Annotated in this window: 11 protein-coding genes and 2 pseudogenes; 4 read left to right on the forward strand and 9 right to left on the reverse strand. The window is 43.4% G+C overall.

The annotated features are described in order from the left end of the window. Positions 1 to 122: 122 nt before the first annotated feature. From GCWU000325_RS01470 to GCWU000325_RS01490, 5 genes are all read right to left on the reverse strand, one after another. Complete coding sequence (locus tag GCWU000325_RS01470; RefSeq protein WP_006254170.1) at positions 123 to 1,103, reverse strand: helix-turn-helix domain-containing protein; 981 nt, start codon at positions 1,101 to 1,103, stop codon at positions 123 to 125. Beyond that, positions 1,100 to 1,483 carry a hypothetical protein gene (locus tag GCWU000325_RS01475; protein WP_004364067.1) on the reverse strand — a complete coding sequence of 128 codons (384 nt, stop codon included), beginning with the start codon at positions 1,481 to 1,483 and terminating at the stop codon, positions 1,100 to 1,102. Before GCWU000325_RS01475 ends, GCWU000325_RS01470 begins: the two co-directional genes overlap by 4 nt. Positions 1,484 to 1,557: 74 nt before the next feature. Beyond that, entirely contained in the window at positions 1,558 to 2,031 is a 474-nt protein-coding gene (locus GCWU000325_RS01480; protein ID WP_040599118.1) for an HU family DNA-binding protein, read from the reverse strand. 197 nt (positions 2,032 to 2,228) lie between these two features. Beyond that, on the reverse strand, positions 2,229 to 3,410 hold the full coding sequence (locus GCWU000325_RS01485) for a hypothetical protein (protein ID WP_006254172.1): 1,182 nt from the start codon (positions 3,408 to 3,410) through the stop codon (positions 2,229 to 2,231). 17 nt (positions 3,411 to 3,427) lie between these two features. After that, a complete protein-coding gene (locus GCWU000325_RS01490) occupies positions 3,428 to 5,803 on the reverse strand; it encodes a TonB-dependent receptor (RefSeq protein ID WP_040598758.1) in 2,376 nt (791 codons plus the stop codon). 199 nt (positions 5,804 to 6,002) lie between these two features. Between GCWU000325_RS01490 and GCWU000325_RS01495 the strand changes: the two genes are divergently transcribed. Together GCWU000325_RS01495 and GCWU000325_RS01500 are read left to right on the forward strand one after the other, a co-directional pair. Further along, positions 6,003 to 7,748 carry an ABC transporter ATP-binding protein gene (locus tag GCWU000325_RS01495; protein WP_006254174.1) on the forward strand — a complete coding sequence of 582 codons (1,746 nt, stop codon included), beginning with the start codon at positions 6,003 to 6,005 and terminating at the stop codon, positions 7,746 to 7,748. 2 nt (positions 7,749 to 7,750) lie between these two features. Beyond that, the gene (locus GCWU000325_RS01500) at positions 7,751 to 9,448 is read left to right on the forward strand and encodes an ABC transporter ATP-binding protein (RefSeq protein WP_040598760.1); all 1,698 of its coding nucleotides are present in this window, start codon (positions 7,751 to 7,753) and stop codon (positions 9,446 to 9,448) included. Between the two features lie 69 nt (positions 9,449 to 9,517). Here GCWU000325_RS01500 and GCWU000325_RS12550 read toward each other — a convergent pair. The 3 genes and pseudogenes from GCWU000325_RS12550 to GCWU000325_RS01515 all read right to left on the reverse strand — a co-directional run bounded on the left by GCWU000325_RS12550 (position 9,518) and on the right by GCWU000325_RS01515 (position 12,344). After that, positions 9,518 to 9,880: pseudogene (locus tag GCWU000325_RS12550) on the reverse strand (hypothetical protein). Between the two features lie 6 nt (positions 9,881 to 9,886). Beyond that, positions 9,887 to 11,089 (reverse strand): site-specific integrase, encoded by a 1,203-nt coding sequence (locus GCWU000325_RS01510; RefSeq protein WP_006254177.1) that lies wholly within the window; start codon positions 11,087 to 11,089, stop codon positions 9,887 to 9,889. A gap of 25 nt (positions 11,090 to 11,114) precedes the next feature. Continuing rightward, on the reverse strand, positions 11,115 to 12,344 hold the full coding sequence (locus GCWU000325_RS01515; protein ID WP_006254178.1) for a site-specific integrase: 1,230 nt from the start codon (positions 12,342 to 12,344) through the stop codon (positions 11,115 to 11,117). 285 nt (positions 12,345 to 12,629) lie between these two features. Between GCWU000325_RS01515 and GCWU000325_RS11145 the strand changes: the two are divergent. Both GCWU000325_RS11145 and GCWU000325_RS01520 read left to right on the forward strand, forming a co-directional pair. Beyond that, positions 12,630 to 12,827, forward strand: a pseudogene (locus tag GCWU000325_RS11145) (tyrosine-type recombinase/integrase); the annotation flags it as partial. A 35-nt stretch (positions 12,828 to 12,862) separates the two neighbouring features. Next, positions 12,863 to 13,330 (forward strand): DUF1896 domain-containing protein, encoded by a 468-nt coding sequence (locus GCWU000325_RS01520; RefSeq protein ID WP_006254181.1) that lies wholly within the window; start codon positions 12,863 to 12,865, stop codon positions 13,328 to 13,330. 236 nt (positions 13,331 to 13,566) lie between these two features. Here GCWU000325_RS01520 and GCWU000325_RS01525 read toward each other — a convergent pair whose 3' ends face one another. Next, the gene (locus GCWU000325_RS01525) at positions 13,567 to 13,890 is read right to left on the reverse strand and encodes a hypothetical protein (protein WP_006254182.1); all 324 of its coding nucleotides are present in this window, start codon (positions 13,888 to 13,890) and stop codon (positions 13,567 to 13,569) included. Positions 13,891 to 14,118 lie beyond the last annotated feature (228 nt).

Here is a 14,118-nt window from a genome sequence, read left to right on the forward strand (position 1 = left end):
ATGAAAAGAAGATTCTCATCAGGTGTTATCTTCGTTGCCCTTTTAATTTACGGGCAAAGTTCATATGTTTTATTGAGACAAAATATCCGTAAAAAGTATAGTTGTACCCCTGTTAAGTTGAATTACAACGAATCAAGATATTGCTTGGGTTTTATCCTGTGATATTTGCAGAAAGCCTCCGTAAAATGACTGAGATTGGCATATCCAACTTTATAGCCTACTTCTGACACCGAGTAGAGGCGAGTGGAAAGCAGTCGTTTTGCCCATTCCATCTTTTCGGATAGGGCATATTCGGCAATGGCTTTTCCAATAACCTGCTTGAAGCACTTTTGTAGTTTGGAACTGCTCATATTGGCTTCACGTGCCAATTTGGGAACACTCGGTACATTACTGAGACTTTGAAGAATCTGACGACGAACACGGAATACTGATTCAACATCATTCAAGTTTAGGTTGGCAAGAGATTTTACTTCCGAACGCTTTTCGAGCTTTTCAAAGTACATCGTCAGTAATTCCATAGTTTTTCCATGCAAATGAAGCGTTGAAAAAGGATTGTCGATTTCAGTTATTGATTTAATATTATCCAAGACCTGTTGCATTGCAGGTGTAATGGTCTCAAACAAATAAAAAGCCTTGTCCGATTGGAGAAGACGACCGATATAGGTTTCATGTGCTGCATCAATCTTTTCAATCCAATCTTTATTGAAAGTCAGTGTAATATTTTCGTATCGTTTCTTTGGTGGAAAACTCCATTCGGTCGGGATACTGCTTGATGGCATAAAGATACCATCGAGCGTGTCCACTCCGACCGTTTTAGTACTTGTTCCAATTATCTGCTCGTGCTTATGCTCATTGATATAGAACATCACAGGAATCCATTTCGAGTTTTCCACCGAGCGACGTATCATAGTTATCGGCTCGTATGCTATGAAACTGATGCAAGTCAATGTGAGCCATGGCAGAGGATAATATTGTTTGAAGAATCCACTACCCATAGAAGAAGGAATGGTAAATCCATCGTTTATTACTGATGTATCAAATTGCTCGGCAACCATCTCCATCCAATCTTCGGGTTTGTTGATGGCACAAAATTCTATAGTCATTTAGAAAATCTGAGGAATTTAAACTTTCTAGGAACCTTTTCTAATCTTAATTCTTTTCGCAAATCCTCCCTTAGCAAGATCAATAATTCTAACGTTGAACTCTCTTTGTTTCTTGCAATTTCTTCAGCGAATTGCTGTGCTAGTTCAATTTGCCGTTTTGTCCCAAAAAGTTGAATATCTGCAATCGCAGTTTCTATGTCTGTATTATAGCTATTGTCTTGCCTATTGGATGCTTTTTCTAACCTTTCCCATGCTTGAACTAAAAATTTAATTGTAACTTCTTTTTTTTTGATTTGGGTATTTTGACGAAGAGCAAGGATATAGACTACTATCCAGCCAATAACTGTGAGTATACATTGGATTACTAAATTGTTATTCATACCTCGTTATATTATCAGATGTATTCTTGGTGAGGGGCGACTGTCGATGAAGACAATCGCTCCACAACGTTTGCTTAAAGTCCTAAAGCCTCGCCGGTGTTTCCGCCCTCATTAGGCTTGGGCGTCGGTTCTGTCTTGCTTTTCTTGGGTTTGGCAGTCGTCTGCTCGTAGCTCACATCGGTAAGCGTAAAATATTTCTTTGAAGGACTGAGCCGAACGACTGGTTTTTCGATATGCTTCTGCACATTGAATACTTCGCCTTGTGGTACGGCTTTGCTCTTGAACGAGGGTTTGAGCGTACCTAAGTCGCCAAACTCTACGATGTCGCCGTTTGCCACGATGTCTCGGGCAATCTCGGTGGCGTAGTTCAACACGGCTTCCACTTCCTGACGATTGAATCTGGTGGACTTTGCCACACGCTCGCAGAAATTGCGAAAATCTACACGGTGTCTGCCTGTGGGCTTGGCTATTTGCACGGTTTTACCGGAATTTTTGCCGACAGACATCTTGATTGTTGTCAAAACGAATTGCAATGGTTTGTTTGCCATAGTGATGATTTTTTTGTGCTCCTTTTTTCCGGGCTTGACCAGCCGGAGCAGTTGGCTCGACAAGTCTTCTGTTGCAAAGATAATGAATAATCGGCAGAAAGTCGTATGATTTTCGCACAAAAGTCGTATGATTTTCGCACAAAAGTCGTACGACTTTCGGCGGAAAATCGTGCGACTTTTGGGACTATTTCATAGAGTTACTCAAATGCGACTAAACTTGAAGGTACTCCTATGGCAGTAACAACCGGTCTTTGCGAGCATTCGCCTGTCTTGGTATTGTAGGTGTAATAGCCCGTACCATTGTTACATGTCATTCCAAAGACGATGAAATCCTTGTAGCGAGTTATGGCAAAAGAGCCGTTGCTGTCAGTCATTGGCAAATCAAGTTTTTCGATGGTTTTGTTCCAAATGTCGATTTTCACGGGTTGGAAGTCTTTCTTGAGTATTCCAAATTCTGTATCCGTTACTTTCACACAACTATACACAATACCGTTACCTGCATAGAAAGACTTAATCATATACTGCCCTGTTTTGCCTATTCCTTTTATGGTTGTCTTCGATAGGTTGAACAGATAATCGGTATCCCATTTGTCGCTTCCTTTGCGGATACGTAGGAAACCTTCCTTATCGGCAACGTTGAAGTTGTTGCCCGCACTGTAAAAGTAGATGTCACCCCGCTCGTCTATGAATGCGTCAGAATGGCGGAACAATCCTACAACACTTGTGCGGTTATCTTTGATAACTTCAGTCTTTTTCGTCTTGAGGTCAATGATAGCTACCTCTGCTCCAGTACCCGGTACGGAGGTATGGGGCGAATTAAGCTGATTGAGGGCAACATACATCTTTCCATCACGGATGACATTACAGCCGGGATCAGGATTGTTGTCTTGAACCGCATAAGACGAGAGGTCAATTTCATCTTCCTTTTGCAATGTTGAAGTGTTGATTAACGCAATTTTTCCACGTCCATGCAAAGCGATGTATGCCCGCTGTTCATCAACGAAGTTGATTTCTCCAGGTTGAGCCATCTGTTCAAATGTCATAGTACCTGCTTTTATCAGTTCTCCATGGGCACCTCTTGTAAACTTATGTATCTTATCCCCGAATTTTCCTTCGGGGATAAGCACTGTATTACCCTTAGCAAAGAGATAGCAACCGAAACCGAATTCAAATGCTTTTTTGTTGTCGGTCGCTTGAGGAGTCAAATCACTGAATGTCCCTACATAAGCACTTTTGTCCACATAATGCACAAAGGCGAAATGCTGCTGCACCTCTTGAGGGGTAGGCGTAGGTTCATCATTTTTGTTACAAGATGTCAACCCTATGAAGCCGACCAGCATAGCGGAAAAGACTATGCGATTGAAAATTGTTGTATTCATCTTTTATATTTGTTAAATTAGAAAATCCCTTTCGAGAAGACATATCTGAATTTGAGGTGAAGTGTCCGTCCTGCCAACGGTTGTCGGAACTGGTCCCAGACCTCTTTGTTCATTATATTATGGCATTCCAAGGCTACGGAATATTTGTTTTTGTAGGTCAGTAGCAGACCTATGTCATTGACGAAACTGCGGGGAATACGTCGTTTCTGCAATTCGGTAAGTTCCCAGAAATAGAAGAACTCCTCAGTAAATTTGCCGTCCCAGAAAGCCTTGACATACCAATTCTTGAATAACCGGTCGCTGTGATACTCCGCCCCGAAGTTGGCGAATAAATAGGGAATGTTCGGCAGTCGCAATCCTTTTGTCGGATTGGGGGCTTGGGTACCGGGTAAATAGTTCAAGACATCGCGCACATCTTGATAAGTCAGATTTCCGTAGGCATAGACCGTTGGTGAGATGTCCAGTTTTAATTCGGTTTCTATACCTTTAATATGTACCTTTTCAGCGTTCACATATCCGGCTGCCATGTGCTGTTTCATCAGTTTTATCATATCACTTACCTGCATATAAAAGCCGTTCACTTCAAACTGCAATCGCGATAAGCCGAGTATGTCGTTTTTATCTATCAAGAAGCCCAGATTGAAGTTGTGGCTTTTCTCCGGTTTCAATCCGGCAGCAGGAAAGGTGATGATACCATCGCCGAACAACTCTTGCGAATTGGGGAGGCGTATTGCCCGCTGGTAAGATGCTTTCAGATGAAAACCTCTGAAAGGCTCGTATTTTATTGCCTCTATCCAGCCGATTTGTGAGGTCGTATTGTTCTTTTTCTTCGGAGCCTCAATCATCTCGTATGAAGTCAAATCTTCTATCTCGGAATGGAGGTGGAAATACTTTGCGGAGAGCATATTCGTCAGTTTCTTGTCAAAGAGTTTTGCCTCCCAAGTCAACCCCGATACGACACTGGTCTTTTTACTGGGAAATCCCCCGATGACAAAACCTGCATGCTGACTTGCAATGTTATCGCTCGGTTGTCTTCGTGCATAGTTAATGAGTGTGTTCAGATTCAAACTGTGATTGGCAGACAATCTGTAATCAAGATTGATACGTTCGTTGATTTCCAATCCTTTGTCGTTTGAGTTATGAGGGACGTCCCCCGTTTCTCCCATTCCGTTCGGACTCGGATATATGTTTCCCTCGAAATCGTGATTAACTCGTGCCGTATCCACAAAATTGTTTGTTGTATGCGAGAGGGAGAAATGGGACTCAAAGTGAAGGCGGTCGTCCAGCATTCCGCTTTTTATCAGTTTGTTTTCCAACATAAACATTCCTGATTGGTCTTCGGCGTGTTGTATGTTTTTTAAGATGCCTTGGATTTCATTGAGACGATTATAGTACCCGAACTCGGTACTAATCTCATTGAACCAAAGTTTCGTGAAAGCAATTTTTCCTTTCAACATATACGAACGAAAACGGTCATGGTCACGCCTTACCAACAGATTCTCTCTCTCGGGAACTCTGAAAGAGTAGTCATTCTTTGCAGATGTATAATAACCTCCCGCACCGAGCAGAATGCCACTCTTTGGAAAATTCTTGCGAGAGAAGACGCTTCCTTTGTGTGTTTGATAAGAACCTAATTCATACGAGGCATCTAAATAATCCGTACTAAACTCCTTCGTAACGATATTGACAGCGCCTCCCAATCCATCGCAACCGAAACGGGCAGGAATGATACTCTTATAGACTTCTATTCTTTCTATAATGTCTATCGGAATTTCATCAAGAGAAAAAGCCCCATCAGAAGTACTCATTGGTATTCCGTCCCATAAGATTTGAATGCGGTTTCCTTCCAATCCATGAACAATAATTCTCGAACTGCTCCCCAAACCACCGGTATGCCCGACTTTCAAACCTATGGTTTTATTCAAAACGGTTTCTAACGAAATAGATCTGCCTTGAAGTTCTTTCGCATTTATTACAGAAACTGCTTCAGGCGACTCTCTGAGAACTTGTGTTCTTGTTTTCCCAACTACGACTACATCTGCCAGCTCTGTTGATTCCGGGAGTAGTTTTATGGTATAACGCTTCCCATTTGCAGTAATCGTATCGGTAATCATCGGATAACCCACATAACTTACCCTAAGTACAATTTTTTGAGAGGCAGGTGTATTTAATTTCGCCACTCCTTTTCTGTTGGTGGTCGTACCGTTCTTGTATGTTGTATCTCCCAGACTTTTCCATTGCACCGTGGCAAATTCTATGTTGCTTCCATTTTCTGCATCGACAACTTTAATTTCAGTAGAATATAGTTGTGCAAACATAGGATAAGACCACAACAATAGAAAGCTGATAACGAGCAGTCTCTTATATAAATGGATCATTAAGCTGATTGGCATATCTTATCTGTTTGTTAGAACTCGTGCAAAATTACGCGCCTATCGAATAAAGAAATATCCCTACCATCCATACTTATACCCCTGTTGAGTTTTATGTATACCGAACTGTCATTTTCGGGTAGTATTATGCTCATTCGGGTTATTTTACCCCTGTGCGTCTCCGTACTTTTGCATCTTAGAAAATCAAAACGACACATATATGGATAAACAAAAAAACAGACCTCTTGATGAGGAACGGGAGAGCCGCAGTCTGCTCTCCAATGCAGTGGTCATATTGCACCTTATTTTTGGTACACTCCCTATACTGCTGGTAGTATGGACAGTGGATAAGTTGATGAATGGCACGCTCTCTCCCATAATAGTTTGGGGTATTGGAGGAATAATGGTACTATTCGCACTGCTTCGGGGCGTATTCTATGGAACATCGATTTGGCGGGCACACCGGTCGGCTTACAATGCCCTTACACGATTGAGGTTGCGTATCATAAGTCATCTGCAACGCTTGCCACTCGGTTTCTTTCAAGAACGGAAAGTTGGTGAATTGGTGAATATTATCAACCATGATGTGGAACAAATTGAAATTTATTTAGCGCACGGATTACCCGAAATCCTTTCGGCTACGCTTTTTCCTGCCTTACTCTGGATAATCATTATGGTGTTGGACTGGCGTTTGGGGCTGTCGCTCATTTCTCTTTTGCCTGTAGCATTTCTTCTGCAAATGGCTGTCAAAACACTTTGGGGAAAGAACTTTCAACACTTTATGGAAAGTACGCAAAAAATGTCGGAAGATCTTTTGGAATATGTGGCTACCATATCGGTAATCAAAGCCTTCAGTAACGAGGAAAACAGAACGGAACGGGTACTTGGTGGTATGCGCGACTACATCCGTTGGGTAAAGCGGAGCATGTTTAGCGTTACCGTTCCCATGACATTGATAACGATGTTCTTAGAAGGTGGTATCGTGGTAATGACTCTTGTCGGGCTATGGCTGATGACTTCGGGCGAACTGACGGTGGCACGTTTTATCCTTGCCCTGATATTGGGCGGACTGTTCTCGTCCTCCTTTGCTAAGTTGGCAACATTCCAACATTTCGGAATCGTCTATGGTCAGTCGTTGGCAAAAGTACAGTCCATTACAGAGGTACAGGCAAAGGAAACTGCGGACAAGAAAACAGATACGACACAGACGGATGTTTGTTTCGAACATGTTACATTCTCCTATCCAAACAAGGAAGACAATGCGCTGAAAGATGTATGTCTTCAATTTCCGAGAGGAAGCCATACTGCTATCGTGGGCGAGTCAGGGTCGGGAAAAACCACGCTGGCAAGTTTGATGATGGGGTTCTGGCAGCCCCAAACAGGTACTATCCGACTGGGAGGAGAGAATATTACTGAACTCTCCGAACGTAATATCGCAGATTATTTTTCGATGGTACAGCAGGAAGTTTTTCTCTTTAACACAACTATTCGGGATAATATCCGTATAGGAAGACCTACCGCCACACAAAAGGAAGTGGAAATGGCAGCAGAGCGTGCTCGTATTCATGATTTTATCATGGGATTGCCGAATGGTTATGATACGCTGGCAGGCGAAGCCGGCGTAAAATTCTCTGGCGGAGAAAAAAAGCGTATTTCCATCGCCCGAATGTTGCTCAAAGACTCTCCAATAGTAATTCTTGATGAAGCCACTGCCGCATTGGACGGAGAGAATGAGAAACTAATCCAAGAAGCTCTTGATGAATTACAACACAACAAGACCGTCATTACCATTGCTCACCGTCTCAATACTATTCAGGATATGGAGCGTATCGTTGTGATGGACAAAGGGCAGGTTGTGTCAAAAGGAACACACCAAGAACTGATGAAAGACTGTTCTCTGTACCGCAATATGACGGAAACGCAAGAACAAGTAAGTAAATGGCAATTAAAAGAAGAGGAGGAATAAGAATGGTACGCAATATACTGAATGAATTGACCGCTCGCGGAGTGCGGCATCTAATTATCTCCGCACTATTTTTCGTGGTTTATGCCCTTTGCGGCACGGCGATAATGCTCACAGTCTTGTTTCTCATCGACCGTCATATACAGGGAGAAAGCATCTCTTTCATTTCGGCAGCATGGGTACTCGGCAGTCTGCTGGTCTTGAAAACCATATCCAATGCCATTGCCGATATGAGTAAGCATTTTGCCGGATTTGATCTTGTGGAACGTATCCGCGAGAAAATCATACTGAAACTGAAAATGTTCTCACTCGGTTTCTATACCAATGAGCGTCTGGGAGAGATAAGTACAGTCATTCACAAAGACGTTGATAATATGGAGATGGTGGTGGGGCATCTTTGGACGCGAATGTCCGCCGACTTCATTGTAGCTCTAATACTCGGTATTGGACTATTTTGTGTGGATTGGCGCATGGGATTGACGATGGTAGCCATTCTTCCCATTGCCCTATTTTCTCTGTATCGGGGTATTCGCTCGGGAATGAAAGCACAGGAGGAATCACAGGATAATCTGGCGGATATGGTTAGCCTCTTTGTAGAATATGTCAAGGGCATCCCAGTTTTGAAAGTGTTTGGAGGAAAAGGAATGTTCCGTGACAGACTCGACCACTCTGTTGGTGAATTTGGAGAAAGCAGTAAGAATATTTCTCGTTTGGCAGCTGTAAGTGTGGGTAGATACACTTTTCTTATAGAATTAGCTTTCGCTCTGATGGCTACAATCGGTCTTTGGTGGACGCAACAGGGGGAACTTTCTCTTTTTGCTTATTTAATGTTTATCATCGTCTCGAAAGAATTCTACAAACCTTTTGTCAATATGGAGAATCATTGGTTGAATTACATCAAGGTAAAGGATAGTTACGGACGCATTTCCCATTTATTAAATGCCCCTGTTATCACCAATCCTGAACAGCCGAAAACAGCAACCCATTTCAATCTTTCCTTTGATAAAGTGGATTTCCATTATGAGAAGGAAGGTTTTGAGATGAAAAATCTCACGTTCCATGTTCCCGAAGGAACGGTAACGGCACTTGTTGGCTCTTCAGGTTCAGGTAAAACAACCATTACCAACCTGTTACTCCGTTTCTGGGAACCGCAGACCGGCAGTATTCGTATCGGTGGTATAGACATTCGAGAAATGGACTATGATTATCTACTCGGCAAAATCAGTGTGGTGATGCAGAATGTTATTCTCTTTTCAGATACCATTGCCAATAATATCAAAGTGGGCAATCAACATGCTACGCAGGAAGAAATCGAGGAAGCGGCACGACGGGCGATGATACACGACTTTATCATCAGTCTGCCGGAAGGTTATGAAACAAAAATCGGAGAAAACGGTCTGGGGCTGTCTGGAGGTCAGAAACAAAGGCTTTCAATCGCCCGTGCGTTCCTCAAAGATGCTCCCATCATTCTTTTGGACGAGATAACGAGCAATGTCGATCCTGTTAATGAATATAAGATACAGCAGGCTATGTCCGCCCTTATCCGAAATCGCACAGTCTTGGTCATCGCCCATCACCTGCAAACCATCCGTAATGCTAATCAGATTATCGTGATGGACAAGGGACGCCTTGTAGAGAATGGGACGCATTCAGAACTTGCAGCAAAAAACGGAATGTATTGTAAACTATTGTCGATGCAGTAAGCTCGCTAAAAAAGGACAGGCTGTGAGAAATCTTTTTCCGCAGCCTATCCTTTTAGATTACATGATTCTTCAACAATGTCCTAAGCCCAAGGTATAGCAAAGAATCATAGGATAAGTTGAAGAGTTCTTTTCCGAAAGCCTGCCGATTATCCACCTTCGCAAAGTCTTTGCCTGTGGCGTGGTGATATGAAACGACAGCATCGTTATCATTTCGATACTGTACAAATCAATAAATCCTTGTTCAGAGCGGATTGTTCTCATCGCTTCCCTCTCCATCAAAAGATCTTCTCTGAATATTTCTTTGATTTGTGCGTTCACTTTGCCTGAGAAAGCCCCGAGCAGGTCGGCAATCTCACAAGCCGACATCTAAACAGGAGTTGACGGGATGTGTACATTTCCTTTCCCATCTATGGTTATAGTTCCTCTTTTCATAGTTGTTTAGTATTCATTGTTCTTTCGTCTTTCAATCAGCCTGTCCATATCCTCTGAGATTTTCTTCTCCGAGATCTTCGCATAGTTCTGCGTACTGGTAATGGAAGCATGTCCCATCATCTTGGCAATGCTTTCCGTACAGATACCTGCCGAAATCAAGAACGATCCGAAGCTATGCCTTGCTTGATGGTAGGACAAATTCTCCCTGCGTCCGATGATGACACCCAGTTCATGTATCTCAAACCATATCATGTCTCTGCTTGGCGAAGGGAAGACGGGTTGCGTGTCATCGGTCGTGTTATACAGGTTGATAATCTGCTCGGCTATCGGATGCAGGGGAATGAATGCCTCTACTTTCGTCTTCCTGCGGTTAATCCGTATATAACGCCTTCCCTCAGCCGTCCTTCCTATGTGGTGCGGATAAAGCAATTGCGTATCAACATACGCAAGCCCCGTAAAACAGGAGAAGATAAAAGTCCGTCGAGCCAATTCTTTCAACGGGTCATTCTGTGGCAATTTGAGTTCCAACAACAGTTTCAGCTCCGCTTTGCTGATGTGCATACGCTTGGCAGGTGGCTTCTTCTCATATTCGACTTCTTCCAATGGATTGGCTCTGATAATCTCATGGTCAACGGCAAGGTAAACCAATCGGTTCAGCCAACAAAGGCAATGGTTGGTCTGCGATGCTCCGAAGTTCTTGTATCGCTTCAGGTAAACCTTGTATTCCCGTCCGAACTCCTCGGTGATCTCCGAAAAGGCGATGTCCGTCTTTCCTTTCGAGTCCAAGAACTCACGGATATAGCTCTGGTAATACCGAGAACTCCTGTAGGTCGAAGTGGAGTCGATTTCCTTGGAACGGACGGCAAGGCGTTCTCGCTCCCTTTCTCCCATTTTGAGCAGATGGGTAGGAATGACCGCATGACCTGCAATTTTGTTTTTCAATAGTTCGGCACTGACCACACCCTGTTCTTTGAGCATTTCATCATAGAGCTGCTCCGCATGCTTGCGGAACTCTTTCAGGCGATTGTTCGTCCGCACCTCTACGGTCTCCGCCTTTTTGGCATTCCACTGTTTGGGATTGCAGGAGATGCCGGTGGTTATCGTCGTACTTTTCCCGTCGATGGAGATTCGGCAGAGTACGGTGGTCGTGCCGTCCGCGCGGACTTTGCTTCGGTTGATGTATAACAATAAAGAAAATGTGCTACGCATAATTCGTTTGTTATCTATGGGGTGTTTATAATATGAGTTTCAAATCCTTTGTCGCTTCGATGTATTTGTCCATATCCTCGAAAAGCTTCTTGGGTGTAACCTTCGCATAGACCTGAGTAGTTTGCAGGTTGGAATGCCCCAGCATCTTGCAGATGGTCTCGATAGGAACGCCGGCTTCCAAGGTAATCAGCGATGCAAACGAGTGCCTGCCGGCATGGTAGGTCAGGTCTTCCTTGATGTCGGCAAGGACAGCCAGACATTTCATGAGGCGGCGCATATTGGGATAGTGCAACATCGGGAAGAGAGTCTGACGGTCGTCATCCCTGTATTTCTCTATCAAGGCAAGGGCTTCGGGCAGCAGCTTGACACAGGCATGAAGCTCGTTTTTCTTGCGGCGGTATTTAAGCCACAGCCCGCCATTGTCATCCGTGAACAGATTGTCACGTGTAACGGAAACGGCATCGGCGTAGGCTGTTCCCGTATAGCAGGCAAAGAGAAAGAAATCTCTTGCCAAGATATGAGAGCTACGATGTTCGGGAATGACCAAGTCACGGATTTTCTCGAAGGATTCTCGGCTTAGGGCTTTCGGCGTTTTTTCCTTTGGTTGGGGAAGACTGAAGTGGGCGAAGAAGCATCTGTCGGCATAACCTTCCTTGTAGGCTCTACGGCATACTTTTTTGATGATGGCCAGGTAGTGTCGGCTGGTCTCTATGGCAAGCCCTTTGTCGTCCACGACAAAAGACTGATAGTCGTGAATGAACTGTTCGGTCAGCTGACCGAAGGCAATGTCCTTGGAGTGGAATTTCTTTTGAATGAACTCCGCCAAGGTTCTTCGGGTGTAGAAATAGGCGGGGTATGTTCCTTTTGCTCGGTCTATCCCGATACGTTTACGGAGTTCCTCGCAGACAATGTCCGTCATTGCCAGCAAGGTCATCTGTGTTTCGAGACTTCCCTGAAACAGATTCTTGACCGCTTCGGCATCAAAGTCTGCCTTGCGTTCCATCAAGGTGTCGAATGCAGCATGAATGGAAAGCAACAACTTGTCTAATTTGGCATTGACCTCTACTGCTTCATTGCTTTTGCCGTTCAATCGACTCTCTCGGGGATTCCATAAGTCAGGAGTACAGGAGAGCTTGCTACTGAACTGCACCATCGAACGATTGACGATAATGCGTCCCATAATCGGGGCTTTGCCCGACTTGTCGGGTCTGCTCTTTTTCAGGTAGAGCAACACCTTGAATTTCTCTATCTTCATACGCTTTAACTTTATGGGCAAAATTACCCGTTATCAAAGCGTTCTCTGATACGCAAAATATTGATAAACAGACAGGAAGAAACCAAATGAGGAAAATTCTTCCGATAATCGTTACCTCTGTTTGTTCGGGAAACAACAGGATAACGGTTTGGTAACTGAAAGGTCTCAATATCCCATACTGTTTTGCCTATCTCTATCTGTCGCAGAATATAGAAAAACGACTAATTCACAACCGGTTACCATATTTTCACCTATGTTCCTCTTACGCCTGCTTAGGCTTGTATTTACCACATGGCTCGCCATACATTTGCTACAATGTCACTGAGCAAGAGCGTTCCGATGGAAAGTGTGTCGAAGATGCTGGGGCACACCAACATAAAGACTACACAAATCTATGCCCGCATCACCAACAAGAAGATAGAGCATGATATGGAAGAACTGGCTGGAAAACTCAGTAAGTTCAATACAGCCATGGGCATATAATATATTAATGTATAACCCTAAAATAATAGACGATTATGGAAACAAAGAAAGAACTATCTTACTTCCGATTGAAATTAGAGAATTATCTCAGTGAGCATTTCCCCGAAATGCTGGGTGATAAACCATTCATAACGGCAAGAGCCGATGAAGCCCTTACTACCTACTGTGATGCAATGGCACAAGGATTCTCTCATCCAGAGGCGGAGACGATGGCAAGCGAAGTGTTATACCAAGGTTTGCACTTTTCCAAGTACGACACGCTTGTGTCTGTCTTAGAGAATGAGTTCGAGAAAGAACTCCCTTCTCCTCTTCCCGAAAGACTAACACCAATGCTTCTGAAGAATAAGACCGTACAAAGCGTTTTCGATAAGTATGAACTGACGGACGACTTTGGGGCGAGTCCAGAGTATGAGAATCTCTACACCGAACTGACAGGAACAATCGTTCTGCTCATCGAAGACAATCACCTGCCGACAATAGACGGCGAGAGCGATATTGTATAATAACCGTGTTCTTTATCCTTTTAAAGAAACACTGTTTCCTAAAAGGTTCATTTTTTGCAGCAAGGTGGTTATCTGTTTTGAGATAACCACCTTTTGTTTTCTCACGATTATGGTTCTTATGGTCTTATAGCCGATAGGAACTCATTCCTCAATATTTTACCGGATAGCAATTGCAAATGATAAAGCGACAACCTTTAAGTCATTTTTTCCACATTATGTATCCGCGCCCTGATTGTCTATTGGTTATATAAAACTGCGATACAAAGCAAGATTGAAAACACTGCCACCAAGATGGTGGTAGGTGCTGTCACCTTAATGGCCAAAAATACCGTGAAGAGCACAAGCAATACGTTTATGGCAAGCGTGTAACGGAAAGTGACAGGCATTTGGAGTTGATAATGCAGACCATTGGCTAAACCGGCAAATACAAGTGCCAACCCCGCACTGAAAAACCAAAAGGCTTCGGCTGAAAGTTGGTTGTATTTCTTGAAACTGAGTGCCGAATGGGCAAAGCCTAGCAACATTATCCCAGCAATGGCAACAAGATGCAATGTCTTCATAAGTTAAAAGTTTATATCTTTTTCACAAAGGTACGAATAATTTCTATAAAGAGACCTTTGCACAGCGATTGGTGTGTATTTTGTTTGTTAATTCATTGTATAATAGGAAGTTATTTCGTATATTTGAGCATTAAAAACAGCATAATACTCCTCCCATGGCATACCAATCCAAGAATACCGATGAGCATGTAACATTTGCAGACGCACTCCTTTCAAAGCGTTATCGCA

The sequence above is a fragment of the Alloprevotella tannerae ATCC 51259 genome, assembly GCF_000159995.1.
In the GTDB taxonomy this organism is placed as follows: Bacteria; Bacteroidota; Bacteroidia; order Bacteroidales; family Bacteroidaceae; genus Alloprevotella; species Alloprevotella tannerae.

Coding starts and splice junctions, on each gene's coding strand:
- GCWU000325_RS01525 (WP_006254182.1), bottom strand. CDS start 13,890: ATGAAGACATTGCATCTTGTTGCCATTGCTGGGATAATGTTGCTAGGC.
- GCWU000325_RS01515 (WP_006254178.1), bottom strand. CDS start 12,344: ATGAAGATAGAGAAATTCAAGGTGTTGCTCTACCTGAAAAAGAGCAGA.
- GCWU000325_RS01520 (WP_006254181.1), top strand. CDS start 12,863: ATGGAAACAAAGAAAGAACTATCTTACTTCCGATTGAAATTAGAGAAT.
- GCWU000325_RS01485 (WP_006254172.1), bottom strand. CDS start 3,410: ATGAATACAACAATTTTCAATCGCATAGTCTTTTCCGCTATGCTGGTC.
- GCWU000325_RS01470 (WP_006254170.1), bottom strand. CDS start 1,103: ATGACTATAGAATTTTGTGCCATCAACAAACCCGAAGATTGGATGGAG.
- GCWU000325_RS01495 (WP_006254174.1), top strand. CDS start 6,003: ATGGATAAACAAAAAAACAGACCTCTTGATGAGGAACGGGAGAGCCGC.
- GCWU000325_RS01480 (WP_040599118.1), bottom strand. CDS start 2,031: ATGGCAAACAAACCATTGCAATTCGTTTTGACAACAATCAAGATGTCT.
- GCWU000325_RS01475 (WP_004364067.1), bottom strand. CDS start 1,483: ATGAATAACAATTTAGTAATCCAATGTATACTCACAGTTATTGGCTGG.
- GCWU000325_RS01500 (WP_040598760.1), top strand. CDS start 7,751: ATGGTACGCAATATACTGAATGAATTGACCGCTCGCGGAGTGCGGCAT.
- GCWU000325_RS01510 (WP_006254177.1), bottom strand. CDS start 11,089: ATGCGTAGCACATTTTCTTTATTGTTATACATCAACCGAAGCAAAGTC.
- GCWU000325_RS01490 (WP_040598758.1), bottom strand. CDS start 5,803: ATGCCAATCAGCTTAATGATCCATTTATATAAGAGACTGCTCGTTATC.